At 65.8% G+C, this 16139-nt stretch carries 15 protein-coding genes; 6 read left to right on the top strand and 9 right to left on the bottom strand.

Annotated elements, in window-relative coordinates:
• Positions 1-219 precede the first annotated feature (219 nt).
• A complete protein-coding gene (locus AC230_RS02155) occupies positions 220-708 on the top strand; it encodes a hypothetical protein (RefSeq protein WP_157868483.1) in 489 nt (162 codons plus the stop codon).
• A 63-nt stretch (positions 709-771) separates the two neighbouring features.
• Positions 772-1293, top strand: a complete 522-nt coding sequence (locus tag AC230_RS02160) for an NUDIX domain-containing protein (protein WP_049714204.1) — start codon at positions 772-774, stop codon at positions 1291-1293.
• An 18-nt stretch (positions 1294-1311) separates the two neighbouring features.
• Here AC230_RS02160 and AC230_RS02165 read toward each other — a convergent pair whose 3' ends face one another.
• The 9 genes from AC230_RS02165 to AC230_RS32375 form a co-directional block, all read right to left on the bottom strand.
• Complete coding sequence (locus tag AC230_RS02165; protein ID WP_049714205.1) at positions 1312-2490, bottom strand: hypothetical protein; 1179 nt, start codon at positions 2488-2490, stop codon at positions 1312-1314.
• Positions 2491-2674: 184 nt separating this feature from the next.
• Positions 2675-3319: a 2'-5' RNA ligase family protein gene (locus tag AC230_RS02170; protein ID WP_049714206.1), complete on the bottom strand. Its 645-nt coding sequence runs from the start codon at positions 3317-3319 to the stop codon at positions 2675-2677.
• A gap of 2 nt (positions 3320-3321) precedes the next feature.
• Positions 3322-3972, bottom strand: coding sequence for a 2'-5' RNA ligase family protein (locus AC230_RS02175; protein ID WP_049714207.1), 651 nt, complete (start codon positions 3970-3972; stop codon positions 3322-3324).
• A gap of 262 nt (positions 3973-4234) precedes the next feature.
• Entirely contained in the window at positions 4235-5299 is a 1065-nt protein-coding gene (locus tag AC230_RS30580; protein ID WP_078870885.1) for a restriction endonuclease, read from the bottom strand.
• Positions 5300-5591: 292 nt separating this feature from the next.
• On the bottom strand, positions 5592-6494 hold the full coding sequence (locus AC230_RS02185; protein WP_157868484.1) for an endonuclease/exonuclease/phosphatase family protein: 903 nt from the start codon (positions 6492-6494) through the stop codon (positions 5592-5594).
• Between the two features lie 98 nt (positions 6495-6592).
• Entirely contained in the window at positions 6593-8002 is a 1410-nt protein-coding gene (locus tag AC230_RS02190) for a glutamine synthetase family protein (RefSeq protein WP_078870886.1), read from the bottom strand.
• The gene (locus AC230_RS02195; protein WP_422125555.1) at positions 8002-9507 is read right to left on the bottom strand and encodes an amino acid permease; all 1506 of its coding nucleotides are present in this window, start codon (positions 9505-9507) and stop codon (positions 8002-8004) included. Before AC230_RS02195 ends, AC230_RS02190 begins: the two co-directional genes overlap by 1 nt.
• A gap of 89 nt (positions 9508-9596) precedes the next feature.
• On the bottom strand, positions 9597-10634 hold the full coding sequence (locus AC230_RS02200; protein WP_107082037.1) for a hypothetical protein: 1038 nt from the start codon (positions 10632-10634) through the stop codon (positions 9597-9599).
• Positions 10635-10849: 215 nt separating this feature from the next.
• The gene (locus AC230_RS32375) at positions 10850-11314 is read right to left on the bottom strand and encodes a hypothetical protein (protein WP_157868485.1); all 465 of its coding nucleotides are present in this window, start codon (positions 11312-11314) and stop codon (positions 10850-10852) included.
• Between the two features lie 418 nt (positions 11315-11732).
• Here AC230_RS32375 and AC230_RS02205 point away from each other — a divergent pair, with 418 nt between their 5' ends.
• From AC230_RS02205 to AC230_RS30590, 4 genes are all read left to right on the top strand, one after another.
• A complete protein-coding gene (locus AC230_RS02205) occupies positions 11733-13121 on the top strand; it encodes a helix-turn-helix domain-containing protein (protein WP_049714211.1) in 1389 nt (462 codons plus the stop codon).
• A gap of 2 nt (positions 13122-13123) precedes the next feature.
• The gene (locus tag AC230_RS02210) at positions 13124-13852 is read left to right on the top strand and encodes an HAD family hydrolase (protein ID WP_078870888.1); all 729 of its coding nucleotides are present in this window, start codon (positions 13124-13126) and stop codon (positions 13850-13852) included.
• A gap of 476 nt (positions 13853-14328) precedes the next feature.
• On the top strand, positions 14329-15276 hold the full coding sequence (locus AC230_RS30585) for a GNAT family N-acetyltransferase (protein WP_078870889.1): 948 nt from the start codon (positions 14329-14331) through the stop codon (positions 15274-15276).
• 22 nt (positions 15277-15298) lie between these two features.
• Positions 15299-16132: a TauD/TfdA dioxygenase family protein gene (locus AC230_RS30590; protein WP_078870890.1), complete on the top strand. Its 834-nt coding sequence runs from the start codon at positions 15299-15301 to the stop codon at positions 16130-16132.
• The last annotated feature ends 7 nt before the right edge of the window (positions 16133-16139 follow it).

Below are 16139 nucleotides of genomic sequence, written 5' to 3' on the forward strand. Positions count from 1 at the left end.
GCCGACAGCAAGGCGGGGCCGCTGATGACGCCGAGGGCACCGTTGGACAGGCGACTTTGCGTGCCTTGTTCCGTGATGGGCTGCTGGCGGTATGTGTGGCTGGATCCGGTGGGCGCAATGCCCGGATCACCGTTCCGGTTCCGTGGTCTCATGGGTCTTCACCGAACGCGCTGGCGGCCACGCCGGGCAGCACGCTCAAGACCGAGGGGGCACACCGTCATGCCGTTGATTCTGGACCAGCTGCGGGAGTGGCAGGGCGAAGGAGGCCCTGCGGCCTGGCAGGCTTCCTGGGAACGAACCATCGAGCTGGTGGGACCCCTGTGGGAGGGGCGAGGAACGAACGTCGACGGCGTACTCCTCGCCGACGGCGCGGCGGCCCTGACGATCGCTCTGTACGTGATCGCGAAGACCGAGGGAATCAGCCCGGAGCAGGTGACGCGGGCCCAGGTCGACGAACTGCGCGGAGACCCCGGCAGCCGGTTCAGCAAGGGGGAAGAGGAGTGGGAGCGGCGGCTGCGCGCGGCGGGCCACGACCCCGACGCCCCGGATGACCCGGTCGCCATCCAGTGGCAGCGACTGCGCGTGGATCACCGGCCGCCGGACGGCGCGCCGGACGAGGTCTGGGAGGACACGTTCACGCGATGGGGCCCCGGCTTCATCCAGGGTCTCGACCGCGCGCTGGCACCGATGTGGTCCCTGTCCTTCTGACATCCCCGTCACCGTGCTGGTGGCGACGAACGAGGGGGGCCGGCAGCCATGGGATGGACACGCATGGGGACGCAGGTCCTGCACCGGGGAGCGTTCGTCACGCTGCACCGCGACGGCGTGCTCCGGCCCGACGGCAGCCCGGGTGTGTACGACCACATTGCGGTCGCCGACGGCGTCCGGATCGTCGCGCTCGACGGCAACGGTGAGGTGGTGCTCGTGGAGGACGACTTCTATCTCCCACAGCGGCGCATGATCCACCTGCCCGGCGGTGGAACGGACGGCCAGGACCCCCGTACCGCGGCCCTGCGGGAACTGGAAGAAGAGACCGGGCTCATTGCGGACAACCTGCGCCCCCTGGGCATTGTCGACCCGCTGCCCTCCACCACCAGGGCACGCACACACCTCTTCCTTGCCACCAGGCTGCGTCCCGGGCGGCAGGCCCGCGAGATCACGGAGATCGGGATGACCGTCCTCCGGTGGCCGCTGCACGAGGCCGTCGAAGCGGTACGCGTCGGCCGGATCACCGACGCCCCCAGCGCCACCGCCCTCCTGCTCACCCACCTCACCACAGCCCCTGGCGCCTGACCCTCGGGTCGTGCGCCGTCACGACGCTCGCAACAGGCGCTCGGCAAGCTCCTCCGCCTCCTTGCGGTCCAGCGCCAGCGAGCACTCGGGTTCCTCGTCGTGCAGGTGCCGGGTGACCCGGACCTCCCACACCTCGGCACGGTCCTCCGGGCCACCGGGATAGTGCTCGGCCAGCTGGTACCAGTGCAGGACCCTCTGCACCGTCACTCGATGCGGCCGGGGGCTGGCCTGCCGCCGGACATCGAGATGATGGTGCTGATGCGCAGCCCGGATCAGCTGCCGCAGCTCCTCCGGCACTCTCTGCGGATTGCTCGCCCGCCCGAGAAGGACGTCCAGGTCCTCGGCGCACGTAGGGTGCGGGATCTGGGCCAGCCGGTCGTCCAGTCCGGCCGGCGGTCCGTCCTTCAGTGATCCCGGACTCCGCCGCGGCCACCGGTGATCGGTCGCCGGCGCCAGGTGCTCCGAGTCGACGCCTACGGTGCCCTGGACGTCATCGAAGTCGACCACGTAGCCCGCGGGCCCGATCACCTGCTGCGCTGTGTCGTCGAACTCCCAGCCGACGTCGGACACATAGCCGGCCTGACCCTCGAAGGCGCCGGCCGTCGCGCGGACGCGCTGGTGGACTTCGTATCCGCCGTTCGCGGCGCTGAGGGCGGCGGCGACGGCACCAGCGGCCCAGTGGGTACAGATCTCGATGGCCGGGTCCGGAAGAGCATTGGCGATGCCCCGGCTCATGCCCTCCCACCGCGCCTCTACCGCGGGCAGGAGCTCCTGGCCGAGGCCCCGCGATTGCTGGAGCATGTCGTCCGGCCGAGAGGCGCGACTACGGCGATGCAGGGGTGCGTCGGGATCCCAGGTCCTGTTCAGCCAGCACCACCGCGCGGCCACCGGATCCGCCGAGGCGCCCGGACCACCGGCAGAGCCCATGGCGGCGTCGGCGCCAGGAACGGTCTCCTCGACCAGCGCGATAACGCGCTCGTCGTCCCACAGCCACCACAGCACCGACGCCCACGGCACGTCGTCGACGTCGCGACCGTCGCGCACATGGAGGGCATAGAGGGTCACGGCGATGATGTCGCGGATCGCGACGTCGTCCCAGCAGTCCTCATCCACGCTGCCCAGGCGTGAGGCTGCCGTGTCCGTGGCCCGGCGAAGAGCCGCCTGCCACGGCCCGTCACCAGCCGTCGACTTCCTCATGCCCATCTCCTCTGGCAGTTACGCGACCCGGAGGCGGAACTCCCGGATCGCGGGCGTAGTTTCGAGTCGAGCGGTACTGGCTCCGACGCCTGGAACGCATCAGATCACGCAGGGTCGCCCGCCGTCTCGCGGATACGGCGGTACACATCCACCGCCCCCCGCCCCTGCGGCGAACGAGGGCGGGTCACGCCGTCAGCGGGATCGCGGCGACCGGCGTCCATGAGATCTCCCAGGCCGTGTTTCCGTCCTCGCGGGCGCGTTCACGGAACTGGACGTCCAGCAGGTGCACACGGTCGACGTGGAAGACGGCGTGGCTGGGCGCGATGCGCCGCAGGGCACTTTGGAGGGGATCGCTGTCGGCGGTAGCCCAGCTATACCCGAGAGAGAGGTGATGTCGGCCTCCATCGTGCTGGATCACCTCGGGGCCGCGGGCCTCGCGGAAGGCATCTCGGACCCGGCCTCGCAGGTCCTCCATGGGGCCGTCGGGGGAGAGATCCAGCAGAGCGCCGGCCTTGTTGGCCACTGGGGAGCCGGCCGTCGCCCGGAACGGCGCCGCCCCGGCGAGATGCCGCTCCAGGACGTCGACCAGCACGGCGCGTTCGTCCGGGCCGATGTTGTCCGAGCTGGTGTCGGCGACCATCTCGACGGTGACGTGGAGCCGTGAATTGCCGAGCAGCGTGATCGGGAACGGCCGCATCGCCTCGCGGCAGGCCGATACCAGCTGCGCGAGATGCCGGTCGACCGTCAGGTCCGGGAGCAGGTAGGCGTGCAGGACGCGCATGCCGTCGGCCCACGCGGCCCCCTGGAACTGCGGGATGAACTTCCTCATGGTCAGTGTCCTTCCCTTCGGGCGGCGGCCGGTACAGCGTCCGGCCGAGGGCCTTGGCCAAGTCGAGCTTCGGCGATCGGGGTCCAGGCGTACCGGTCGCGCCAGAGCTGCTGCTGGTCCACCAGGACCGCCCGGGTCACGGTCATCCGGGCCCGGGGCGGGCGGAGCTTGACCAGCGCCTTCGCGAGGTTGTCGGCGTCCCAGTGGGCGCTGCTGTACGCCAGGCTCATGTGAGGCCAAAACTTCGCGTCCCGTGGAATCGGCAGTACACCGGCGCCTAGGACGCTTTCCGTGGCCTGCCGCAGCATCCGGTAGAGGGCGGAGATCGGCTCCTCCGGGTAGAGCGCGGCGATGATCCCGTTGTGGATGGTCTGGGCGGGGCCGATCTCGAGCTCGAACGGCGCGATGTCCCGCGCGGCCGACTGGGCAGCTGCGGCGACGGCGTCGGCCTGGCCGGGGGAGAGGGGGCCGATGGACTGGATCGTGGCATGCAGCCACTCGACGGGGACCGGGGCGAGCTCGCGATGGCGGCCGAGCAGCTCGGCATGGTCACGGACGAAGGCGTGCACGGCCGGCTGGTCGTCGAAGAGCACGTGCCAGTGGGCGCGCCGTTCCCCTTCGGGCCAGTGGTGGGTCTCCCAGAAGTCCTTCACCCTGCCACCGTCTGAAGTCCCGCGAGTTCTACGTCGTTCCGAAGTCGCAGGTCGGGCGTGTGACCAGGTTGGTGCGGGTGCACTCCTTCGAGCGCAAAGGAAGACGTTCCGTCAGGAACCTTGACGGTTCGCTGGCATTGTCGATGCACGGTCGGATCTCCTGATCTGGGGTGTTGATGGCTCTTGTGGTGGTGCGCTCGCTTGGTGCTCCGCGCCGCCTGGAGATGCCGCAGGAGGCCGAGGACTTCGAGCAGCGGTTGAACTACCCAAGGATCCAGAGCCCACTGCCCATACTCCGCATCTCCCGAAGCCACCTATGCACCGCATCCCCGTTCACCTCCTCCAACGGGAAACTCCGTGTCTTCGCAACCTCCCTAGCGCCTGGTGACCAGTCCACAGTCGCAACCAGCATTCCCTTCTTCGCTTTCTCCCATCGCACATCTTCAGCGAGAGCCTTAATGACGACCTTTGAGATCTTCCGCTTCTCCCGCTTGCACTGAATGATCACTGTAGGGGGTGACTCATCGATGCCTGTGCCGGACTCCCACACGCGAACATCTACACCATTGTCATTTCTGCCAGCCCCAAGCTGAACTTCGTAACCCGCTCGATGGAAATACTCTGCCACCAGTGCCTCGAACTTCCTCCAGTTCACAGATCCGATTTCTTCATAGTTATTGGCGAGGTAGTTGACGAACCGCTGGTCAAAGAACCTGCCACAGGAGGCTGTGACGGACTCCGACTCGAAGAGCTCGGCGAGTTCGATCACATCTGGCCAGCGCCTTTCATCGCTGGGAATGACCAGGTTCCGTGATACGCGAAAATTCATTTCTTCGATGGTGTCCGATACGGCCTTTCTCAGCTCGGCTCCGTGCTTCCGCTGAGCCTCAGAGATCAGCTCGCGTGCGCGCGCTGGCTCGACACGGGTGATTGGGATATGTATGCTCGCGGCTCCGGGTGAAATCCCCTCCAGCAAGAAGGACTTCTCTTCCCGTTCTATGTCTCTTGGCCTGTGTAGGCGCGCATGGACGAAGGCGGATGCTCGAACGGCAAGACTCAGGTCCCCAACCCTGTCATGCACGCCCGGGATGATCCCTCGTCCGGCCTTGACGGTGCCGTCCAGGCCGAATTCCTCTAGGGTGTGTCGTCCCAGTTTCTCGTAAGCCTCCTTGTATCCAGCGCGCTTTGACAGAAGGCGAGTTGCACTGGTCCTGGTGGACGTCCGGAGAGCTGAATCCGAGACGGCGAGACCGATCTTGACGCTGATCAGTTCAGTCAGCCACTCCAAAACGCCTCGGTCATTGCCCCAGTCCCACTCTGCGCCCATGACGTTCCTTTCAGGTCCGAGCCGCTGACCGCGAGCTACGCTTGGTCCTGTCGCTGCTTGTCAGTCACCCATCAGGCCAGGACAGGATGGCCTGGGTGGGAAGATGGTCGTACGGTCGAACTAGGCTCTCGTACAGCACTGACAGCACGCCGACTGGTCTGGTGCAGACCGTGCCCCACAGGGTATTTGCTGGCCGGTTCTCGAACACAGGGCCTCAGACCCGCCGTTCAGGACAATCGACCCGCGAGTTCCTGCAAGTGGACCCTTCAGAATTCGCCTACTACCGGGAAACCTACGGGAGAGCCAAGTCCACGACGACGGGCAGGTGGTCGGATGCGGCGAGCGTGTCGGGCGTGCGGACGGTGCGGTGCGCCCGCAGGGCCGGGACGAGGCGCTCGGTGATGCGGATGGTGTCGATGCGCCGTGGCCCCCACCGGTCCGGGTCGCCCTGGCCGTCCGTCCAGTGCCCGGTGGTCGGCTCCCAGGGCACGTCGAGGACGGCGGCTGTATCGAGGAGGCCGCCCCGGCGCAGGACTTCGCTAGCCCGACGGTCGGCCTTCGGCGGCGCGGTGGGATCGTCCCGCCATTCGACTTGGTACTCGAGGTCGATGTGGTCCTGGGCGGTGTACGGATCGTCGTCGAAGAGGGTGCCGTCGGTGCGGTGGTCGGCACTGATCGCGTTCCAGTCGGCCCCGATGGCGCCCGGGACACCGGCGCGGAACGCGCTGGTGACGCGGCGGGCTTCGTTGTAGCGCCAGTCGGGGCGGAAGGGATCGGCGTGGAAGGACGCGAACTTCACCTGGGGGCCGCTGGTGTCGAGGACGAGCGTTGCCAGGCTGTGCCAGAAGTCGGGTGACCCGTTGTAGGCCCGCCACCCGCCGGGTACGGCGGTGAGGTCGGGGTGCCAGAGCAGGCCGGTGTGGAAGTGGTGCTGGCTGGAGGCCAGCGCGGGGCCGGCGGGGGTACCGGTGGTCGGGTCGGGCGCCGTGGTGCAGGTCAGACCGGTGTCGTCGGCCAGCTGCCACAGGACCTTGGCGCCGTCGTCGGGCTCGGCCCCGATGATCTCCTGGACGGCGAGAACATGGACGCCCATGGTGCGGATGATGCGCACCACCTGTTCGTAGCGGTTCCGCTCTCCCCGAGCCCTCGGTATGGCGAGCTTGTAAAGGTTGTAGGTACCGAATCGTACGTTCATGAAAGGCAGATCCACCTTCGGTAGGTCAGAACTGCGGGATCTTAGGTGGGGCTGCCGGAATCTCGGTCCCGGCAGCCCGGACCACCGGGAGATCGAATTCAGGCTTTGTCGAACCACCTCCGAAGTTCGGCATCGGTGACGATGCTGCGGTGCGCATCGAGTTCGATCTGAGCAAGACGTACGTAGTGCTCAACCACGCTGGCGCCGAATGCTTTCAGCGCTACCGGGCTTTCGTGGAAGTCATTGAGAGCTTCTTGGAGCGAGAGGGGGACGCTCCGTGCGCTGTCCGCCTGATAGGCGTTGTCGGTGAACGGCGGCGGGGGCTGCATGTCGTGGTCGATGGCGTCCGTGATGGTGGCGATGGCGGCGGCGAGGGCGAGGTAGGGGTTGGCGTCCGCTCCCGGGAGGCGGATCTCGAGGTGCAGGCCGTCGCCCTGGCCGACGATCCGTACTGCGCAGGTGCGGTTGTCGAATCCCCACGCCAAGCGGGTCGGTGCGAACGACTCGTTGGTGAACCGTTTGTAGGAGTTGATGGTGGGCGCGTAGAGCGGAGCGAGGTCAGCCAGGGAGTCGACCAGCCCCGCAATGGCCTGGAGCGCGAGCGGGGAGAGAGTGTCGTCGACCGCGAGCGCTGAGCGGCTACCGCGCCACAAAGACAGGTGGAGGTGGAGGCCGTTGGCCAGGCCGGTCGCGGGAGCGGCCATGAAGGTCGGGGCCATTCTTGACCGTTGGGCGATGGAGCGTACGGCGTGCTTGAGGACCGTGTGTCCGTCGCAGGCGGCCAGAGCGTCCCCGTACGGGAAGGTGACTTCCACCTGGCCAGGGGCGGACTCGGTCTTGATAGCTTCGACTGGCAGCCCGGCACCCTCTAACGCGGCTTGGAGTCGGCGCAGGAAGCGGTCGAGGGCCGGGTTGTGGTCGAGCGCGTAGTCGAGGTTGTCGGTCGCCACGGGCTGGAGGTCCCGATAGCCGGTTTCGGCGGCTTGGGCATAGCTGCCTTGGTAGAGGATGAACTCGGTCTCCAGACCGGCCTTGACGGTAAGCCCGCGGTCGGCCAGCCGTGCAAGCTGGTGGCGCAGCATCTGCCGTGGCGCCGCCTCGAGCGGCTGTCCTTGATGGTCCTGGGCATCGGCGTGCACCAGCACCGTGCGGGGCATCCACGGAAGCGCGCGGATGGTGGACAGGTCGGGCACGGCGCGCAGGTCCTGGTAGCCGCTGTCCCAGGAGGTCAGCGCGAAGCCGTCCGCCGGGGTCATGTCGACGTCGGTGGCCAGGATGTACGCGCACATGTCCGCATCCCCTGTGGCGATGCGCTCGACGAAGTGCCGTGCGCCGTAGCGTTTGCCCTTCAGACGGCCCTGAAGATCGGGGAGAGCGAGCAGCACGGTGTCCACCTGCCCAGACCGGACGTGCTTTCGGAGTCCGTCGATGGTGAGGCGCCCCGCGAGGCGGCTTGCCGCGGTCCGCTCGCGGGCAGCGGTGAAGCGATTCGGCGTAGTGGTCTCCATCAGACGATCTCTTCCTCGAGTTCGGCGGTCTCGCGGGCGTTGCCGTAGGTGGGGGTCTCGTAGGAGCGGCGGCCGGCTACGTGCCACCAGATGGTGGCCAGGAGCAGGACGGCGGCCAGGGCGACGGGGGCGTAGTTGAAGGTGTCGGCCGTCACCGGGTAGCTCTGGGGGAGCAGGAAGAGCACGGTCACGAACGCTACCCAGAGCACGGCGATCCATCCGACGAACGGGCCCCAGCTGCCTAGGGTCCAGGGGCCGGGGCGGAAGGTGTGGCGGTTGCGCAGGCGTAGGAAGATCGGGATGGCGTAGGCGGGGGTGATGCCGATGACGTTGATCGCCGTTACCGCGCCGTAGGCGGTCGAGCTGTACAGGGATGGGGCTGCGAGGACGCCGGCGACGACGACGGACAGCCACACGGCGTGGACGGGTGTGCGGGTGCGGTCAGAGACCCGCCGCCACCACTGTGACCCCGGCAGGGCGCCGTCCCGGGAGAAGGCGAAGACCATCCGGGAGCAGGCGGCGACCTCGGCGTTGCCGCAGAACAGCTGCGCCACGATCACGATCAGCAGCAGGGCCTTCGCGCCGCCAGTGCCGAGGGCGTCGAGGAAGACTTGCGCCGGCGGCACGCCCGTGTCGGTGTTCTGGGTGCCGCTGTAGTCCTGGATGGCGAAGGTGAGGCCGGCGAGGAGGACGCCGCCGGCGATCCAGGACCAGGTGATGGCGCGGACGATGCCGCGGGCGGCGTTGATCTGGGCGCCGGTGGTCTCCTCCGACAGGTGGGCGGAGGCGTCGTAGCCGGAGAACGTGTACTGGGCGAGCAGCAGGCCGATGAGGACGACGTACCAGTGCGAGTTCCAGCCGGTGTCGTTGACGAACTTCCCGAACACGAACGATGCCGACTGGTGGTGGGAGGGCACGGCCCACAGCACGCCGACGATGACGGCGACGCCCGTGATGTGCCACCAGACGCTGATGGAGTTGAGGACGCTGACCAGACGGACGCCGAAGAGGTTGAGCAGGCCGTGCAGGAGCAGGATGCACAGGTAGATGACCATGGTCTTGCCGGGCGTCGGCTCGAAGCCCCATTGCAGGTTGGCGAAGGCGCCGGCGAACAGGGCGGCTCCATAGTCGATGCCGGCGATTGCACCGAGCAGGCCGAGTAGGTTGAGCCAGCCGGTGTACCAGCCCCACCTCTTCGAGCCGAGCTGATCGGCCATGTAGTACAAGGCGCCCGAGGTCGGGTACGCGCTGGTGACCTCGGCCAGGCCCGCGCCGACGAACATGACCATGATGCCGACGGCGATCCAGCCCCACATCATCACCGCGGGGCCGCCTGTGTTCAGGCCGAAGCCGTACAGCGTCATGCAGCCGGACAGGACGGAGATGACCGAGAAGCTGATGGCGAAGTTGCCGAACGGGCCCATGCGCCGGGTGAGCACCGGCTTGTACCCGAGAGTGCGGAGCAACTCGTCGTCACGCGGGTCCTGCGACTGCCGGTCGACCAGACGGAGCCGTCGGCTGCGGATGGACACGAAAGACCTCCAACATTTGGTGAAATGGCGCAAGTTCGCTTGGATGGTTGCGCTCATGACAATTAGCTCCAGTTCGACATTCCCGCCGCGGTCAGGCACTGGCCCCGCGCGCGTACGAATGCGGCCTCGGCCGACTCCGGGCGGTGGGGGTCGTCGGCGACATGGACCCACGGCTGCAAGGCCGCATGATGGCCCAGGACTTCGAAGACCATGGCCGCATCGACGTACCGGTGGGCAGCCCACAGCGCGAAGGCGAGATGAGAAAGGTCTGCTACCGAGTGCCTTAGCGGATCCGACTGCGCGATCGCGGCGAACCAGTGGTGGAACGCCTTGAGAGCGTCGCCGCGAGCAGGATCTTCGGCCCACTGCCGTCGGAGGAGCGGATGCTCCCGCCCCTTGCGACGTGCCTCATCTAACTGCTGACGGTAGGACTCGGTGTAGGCATACAGGGGAAGCGCGAGCAGCGCCGACCCGAATGGGGCCCATGAGGCCACCCACCGTCCGAAGTCGACTGCTGAGGCCATAGCGGCAGCGCCTGCGGTGCAGCCATTGAGGAACTCGAGCATGTGATGGAAGGCTTCGCGGGGGTACTGGTCACGGTCCCAGACCTGCCGAAGGAGCCCCCAGGGGCCGGGCGGCAGCATGTGCTCCCACGCCCGGACTCGGTGCTCGGCTCGCTCCTGATGTTCATCGAGCCGGGCCAGGGCCAGCAGGCACACCCAAGGCACCGGATCGGCCGGCACCGCCTCAGCGGCGACCAAGCACGCCTGACGTGCCACGATCTCAAGATCGTGAACGCCGTAGTAACGCTTCCGGTGAGCACGCCGCGCCCGCTGGACCAACACCCGGGCCCACATCACCCGCGCATCGAGGCTGTCCCGCTCCTCCTCCGACCACGCCTCCACGGCCGTGGTCCCGGCGGCCACCACGCCCAGCACCTGAGTACGCACCGTCCGCAGAGCCCAATCGGTACCCGCCTGGGCGAGCAGATCCCGCATCGCGACCCACCGCCCGGCGCGCACCTCCTCCACCGCGACTCGCAGGGCATCGTCAAATCCGGCGGGGTGATACACCGGGCGGAACTCGTACGGGCCGGTCATCGCGCTCTCACCTTTCATGGGAACCTCTGCACCAGACGTTCGGTGGAGTCCGCCGCCTACGTCGGCCGGGGGCCCGTATGCACATCGACAGCATGTCAATGGAGACAAGGAGCTGCGGGTGACACGAGCCAGGGAAGTTAGCGCTAACGAGAAGGGCGACCGTGCTATTCGATGAAGACCCTCTCGAGCGTCGGGAGGGACATCACTAGAAGTCGTCAATCGCGGTACGCCTCATCGTGGTTGCCTGACAGATCCAACCGGAGAATGTCCATAGCAGCGATGGCCGCAGCTGCTGTTTGCAGGAGCCCTTCAACGCCCCAGTGCAGAATGGCCGGGACAGCGCTGACCGGACTCAGCACCCGCCGGTACGCCGGGTGAATGCCCGTTATGCTATTGAGCGGGTGAAAGGCAGTCACATGGGCCACCATTTTGAGCTCGGCATACGGTGGCGTGCCATTGTTCTCATCGACACGCTGGTATCCGAGGTAGAACGGCTCCGAGATTGAGACCCTGCACAGCTCCAGACATCCCTGCACGAGCGCGGTCTCGGCGTTGTCGGCATCTGGGCGCGGTTCAACCCCAGGAAGTTCAGAGCGACCCGGCAACTCCCTCAGAAGCACCCGCCCGGCGTCGTCGAAACAAAAGCCATGAATGCGGCGTATGGGGACTTCTTCCGGCATGCGACCAGGCGTCCACGTATATGTGGGCGACACCACTTAAATCTCCTCTAAATGTGCGTTGGTCGAGTCCCCTTGGGTTGCCGTCTCTGGGGTGTCAGGCGTTGCCCGGGGCCTGTGCTCGCTCCGCGAGCCGGGGCCGCGGTGGGGAGCGTGGACCTCGTCTGACCATGGCCACGGCAAGAGCAAAGACTCTTCGCTAGAACGCGCGTGCGCACATCTCTTCGGTGATATCACTGGTGTGATTCAGCTCCGGGGGGCTCATTGGAGCAGAGGCTGGCGCACTCGGGAGGCGTGTGTGGTTCAACCGGCTGAGCGGCGCTGCACGGGGTGCGGCTGTCGATTGAGCAGGTACAACGCGGAGGACAGATGCGCAACATGCATCCGACACCTGCCGTCGCACGCTGCCGCGGGTGGTGCTGTGCCGGAAGAGGTATGGAGGGACGTCGATGTCCGGGAGGCACTGGCAGCCTGGGACTTCAGCAGGGTCAGCCGCCTTGTCCGGCAACGTGGAGCCTTGCGGCAGGAGGACGTTGCCGCACTTACCGGGCTGAGCCAGGCGTTCTTATCGATGCTGGAGTCCGGACAACGGCGCCTCACAAACATCGACAAGATCACCGAGTTCCTCGCCGGGCTCGGAGCGCCGGCTGGACTCCTCCGCCTACCCCTTCCAGGGAACTCCGCTGAGCCGCAGGACACCACGGCAAAGGATGATGGCGACCAGGACCCGGCGTTGCCGTGGACCGTGGACCGTATGGTCGCGGCGCTACGGGAGGCCGCAGGCCATCGGGCCTTGGACCACGGAACCCTCCTCTCCCGCAGAGGCATCGAGTTAACCGCGTACGTACACCACTGGGGGACGGCGGAAGCCGAGCCCCTCTTGCGAGCGCAGGACGGCAGGCCAATACCCGACTCACTGCTCGCACACCTCCAAGGCACGACAGATCACCTACGGCTCATGGACGCTGCCGCCGGAAGCGGCACGCTTGCTGACCTCGGCAGCGCACACCTCGAACTGGTGCTACGCATCCTCAAACAAGGCACCCATACCGAAGCCGCCGGACACAGACTCGCAGGCATAGCAGCCGACACCGCCACCCAGACAGGGTGGTTCGCCTTCGATGCCGGGCAACACGCCCATGCTCAGAGGTACTTCCTCGCCGCCCTTCGAGCAGCCCACGCTTCCGGGGATGTGCGGCTGGGCGCCGGCGCCCTGTCGTACATCGCGATTCACAGCTACTCCACGGGATATCCACGCGATGCCGTCGTTGCCGCTCAGGCCGCTCGAGAGAAGATCAAGACGCTGCATGCTCCCGCCTTGGAAGCCATGCTCCTTACGCGCCAGGCTCGCGGGCATGCCGTTCTCGGTGAGGGCAAAGCAGCGCTCAGGGCCCTTGGCCTGGCTGGTGAACTATGCGCACAAGGCCGCTCAGAAAACGATCCGCACTGGCTCTACTGGATCAACGAGGGCGAAATCCACGGCCAGGCCGGCAGCTGCTACCTCGAACTCGGAGACCCTGGGCAAGCCATCGGCAGCTTCACACAGGCCCACGACGCACTCACCCCCAGCGACCTACGGACACGCGCCTTGTTCCTCTCCCGAGCGGCCACTGCGCAGATCCGAGCCGGTGAACTTGAAGCAGGATGCGCGACAGCGCATGAGGCCGTGGCCCTTGGCGAACACCTCCAGTCCGCCCGGCTGCATGAGCATTTGCGCACCGTCATTGAGGAGCTGACGCCAGTCAGCCATACCCCCTACGCTCGTGACCTGCTGGAACGTACTGCTGTCTTGACAAAGATGGGGAACTGAACGTGGTTGATGACAGCCGAGTGCTCGTGCTCTGGGACATTGATCGAACGCTGCTGTACGTCGGCGATGTCGACCGACAGGTCTACCGAGAAACCTTTGCCGAGGTCGTTGGCAGGAGCGCCGACCAGCTGCCCGCGCGAGGCACAGGGGTCACGATGCCTCTGGCCATTCGCAGCCTGCTTGTGAATAACGGCGTGCCGGAGAATGAGGTCCCCACCCTCCTTCCACGCATGGTTGAACTCCTGCCGCAGCGGCTTGCTGCTCATACGGAAGATCTGCGGCAGCAGGGTGTTCTCATGCCGGGTGCCGTCGCCGCGCTTAGCGCGGTATGCGACCACCCGGGCTACGTCCCGACCGTGGTCACAGGCAACCTCAAGCCCAACGCTCTGCTGAAGCTCGACGCCTTCAACCTCGCCGGCTTTCTGGACACGGAGATCGGCGGATTCGCCTCCGATGATCAACATCGGCCGGCGCTTGTCGCCATCGCGCAGGAGAGGGCTCAAGCCAAGCATGGTGCAGTCTTCGATCGTGCCAATACCGTCATCATCGGGGACTCGCTCGAGGATGTCCGGACCGGCCTCGAAGGCGGATCCGCGGTCATCGGGGTCGCCTCCGGCAAAACCACGACAGCTGAGTTGATCGAAGCCGGGGCCGACGCCGCACTCGATAACCTCGAGAACGTAGCACTCCTCCTTGAGACCATCGCAGCGCTGACACACGGGGCCCGCTGAGGGCATGACCAACTCGGAGCCTCGGCTCAGGCCTTTCCCGAGCCGAGGCCGATCGCGTTATCACCTGAGTGATTTCGCCGCCAAGACGTGAGAAGTACGCTGGCACGGATGAGACCAGCGGGATGTCGCTGGAACAGAGAGACCAGCACTGCCTTCACCAGGCACAAAGTGAGTGCCCGGTCACCATCCGAAGTGCACCATTCACCATGCTGTAGAGCAACGAACCCGGAATGAGGTTTGGTGAATGCCTGGAGTTGAGAACGAACCAACCGCCATCGCCATCGGTCTACTCCTCTTCGGAGGTGGCTCGTTGCTTCTGGGTTCACTTTTCGGCATCTGGACTGCGTTTAGCATTGTGACGGCCGGATCTATAGGTATATCTGCGAGCGCAGAGATGCAGCTGCGCAGAAAGGCACTCCGAGATCGTGAGTGACAAGCCTGGGAGGAGATCCTGTGGCTTGAGTGGGGGCACAGAGATGAATAACGGCAACGGCGATCGCCTTCGAAGCCTGGGCAGGACGCGAATCGTAGGTGGAGATCGGAACGGTGGCCACAAGGCGGGCATAGCTGATGAGGGCTCGAGTGGCGTTCAGATCCATCAAAGACTCGGCTGGCTCAAATCACTCACCTTGCAAAGCGATCTGCTGATCCTCGGTAATTCAGCAGATGTGACTGTGACCGATGAGTGGATCTCCGTAAGCACTCCTGCGTTGCCGCGACTTCGCATCGGCAACGCAATCGTCTTCCCCACGCCTCCAAGCCTCGAAGACGTGCCCGCTTGGACCAGGAGGCTGGAACTGGCAGTCGGGCAATCTGCTGCGAGGTATGGCCGCATTGTCTGGGAAGGCGGCCCGGCCGAAGCGAATGCCTACCGCGCTTTCAAGGACGCGGGCTTCGAACCGTACGACAGCCTGAGCATGATAGCCACCTCCTTGATGGAGGGGGCCGGTGCAACGGGTACCCCCACGGAAGTGGTGCAATCTGACGCTCAGTGGCAGGAACTTCTTGACTTCCACCTCCGAGTTAACCGTGTCACCGGTTCTCTCGACCGAGAGTTCTTAGCGGCCCGTCTTGACCTCTACCGCGTCGAATCAAAGGCAGGGAATGGGGCCTGGTTCACCGCACATGCTGATGGCTGCGTAGTCGGATGCTGTGGGATTGCTCTGGGCCACGGATTCGCCAGGTTGCAGGGGCTTGAGGTCATGGCAAGTCACAGACGGGTCGGCGTCGGTCTGGCCCTCGTCAGTTTTGCCTCCCAGTGGGCACTACAGCATGACGGGGTGCGGCGCCTTGTCTCCGTTGTAGACCCCGACTACCACGCGCGTCGACTCTTCGAATCGGTCGGATTCCAGGCGTACGACCTCCTTTGCGGTGCCGTTCGCTCTGACTCGTTCACTGCCACCCAGGATTTGAATCCGACCTGAACGTCAACCCTGGAGAGGAACAATGGAACGAACTGCTGTAGCCGACAACTTCGACATCATTCCCCTCAATCCCACGATTGGCGGAGAAGTGGCGGGGCTGGACCTCCGAAAACCACTGACTGTCAGCACGGGAGCAGCCCTGCGAGCTGCTCTCCTGGACCGCAAGGTTCTGTTCTTCAAGGAGCAGGATCTCAATGTGGAAGAGTTCGAACGCTTCAGTCGGGTCTTTGGAGAACTGTTCGTCCACCCAACGATGCCGCACCTGCCCGAGAGTGTCTACATCAACCCAGTAGCCACCGAGCACGGCCCGGCCAAGGATTGGCATATCGGCGGTCCTTGGCGTACGAACCCGTTCGTCGCCGAACTGTTGCAGCTCAAGATCACCCCATCCGCCGGGGGAGATACCATGTGGGCGGATCTGCAAGCTGCCTACCGAGCCCTGTCACTTCCCATGCGGCGCCTCTTCGACGAACTCGCCGCGACCTACCTGGGAAACCCGGCACAATATTCCCCAACAACACGAGCCGGCGCCGACGAGCAGCTCGAAGTCGAACACCCTTTGGTTATCGATCACCCTGAGACCGGAGAGCGTGGGCTGTACTACAGCACGTCGGCTGTACGTATTGCGGGATTGAGCGATTTGGAACAGGCCATGGTCAGGCGCCTACTCGAAGAGCAGGCGACCCAGCCACGGTTCGTGGTGCGGCATCGATGGCATCCTGGCGACATCGCCGTCTGGGACAATCGCGCAGTATGGCACTCGGCCGTCGACGACTATGGAGACGCTCCTCGCCTTGGCTGGCACGCCTCCATAACTGCCGACTGGCGCCCAAGCTCAGGCGCGGTCACCGAGTAGATTCACA

The organism is Streptomyces caatingaensis (assembly GCF_001187435.1).
Lineage (GTDB): Bacteria > Actinomycetota > Actinomycetes > Streptomycetales > Streptomycetaceae > Streptomyces > Streptomyces caatingaensis.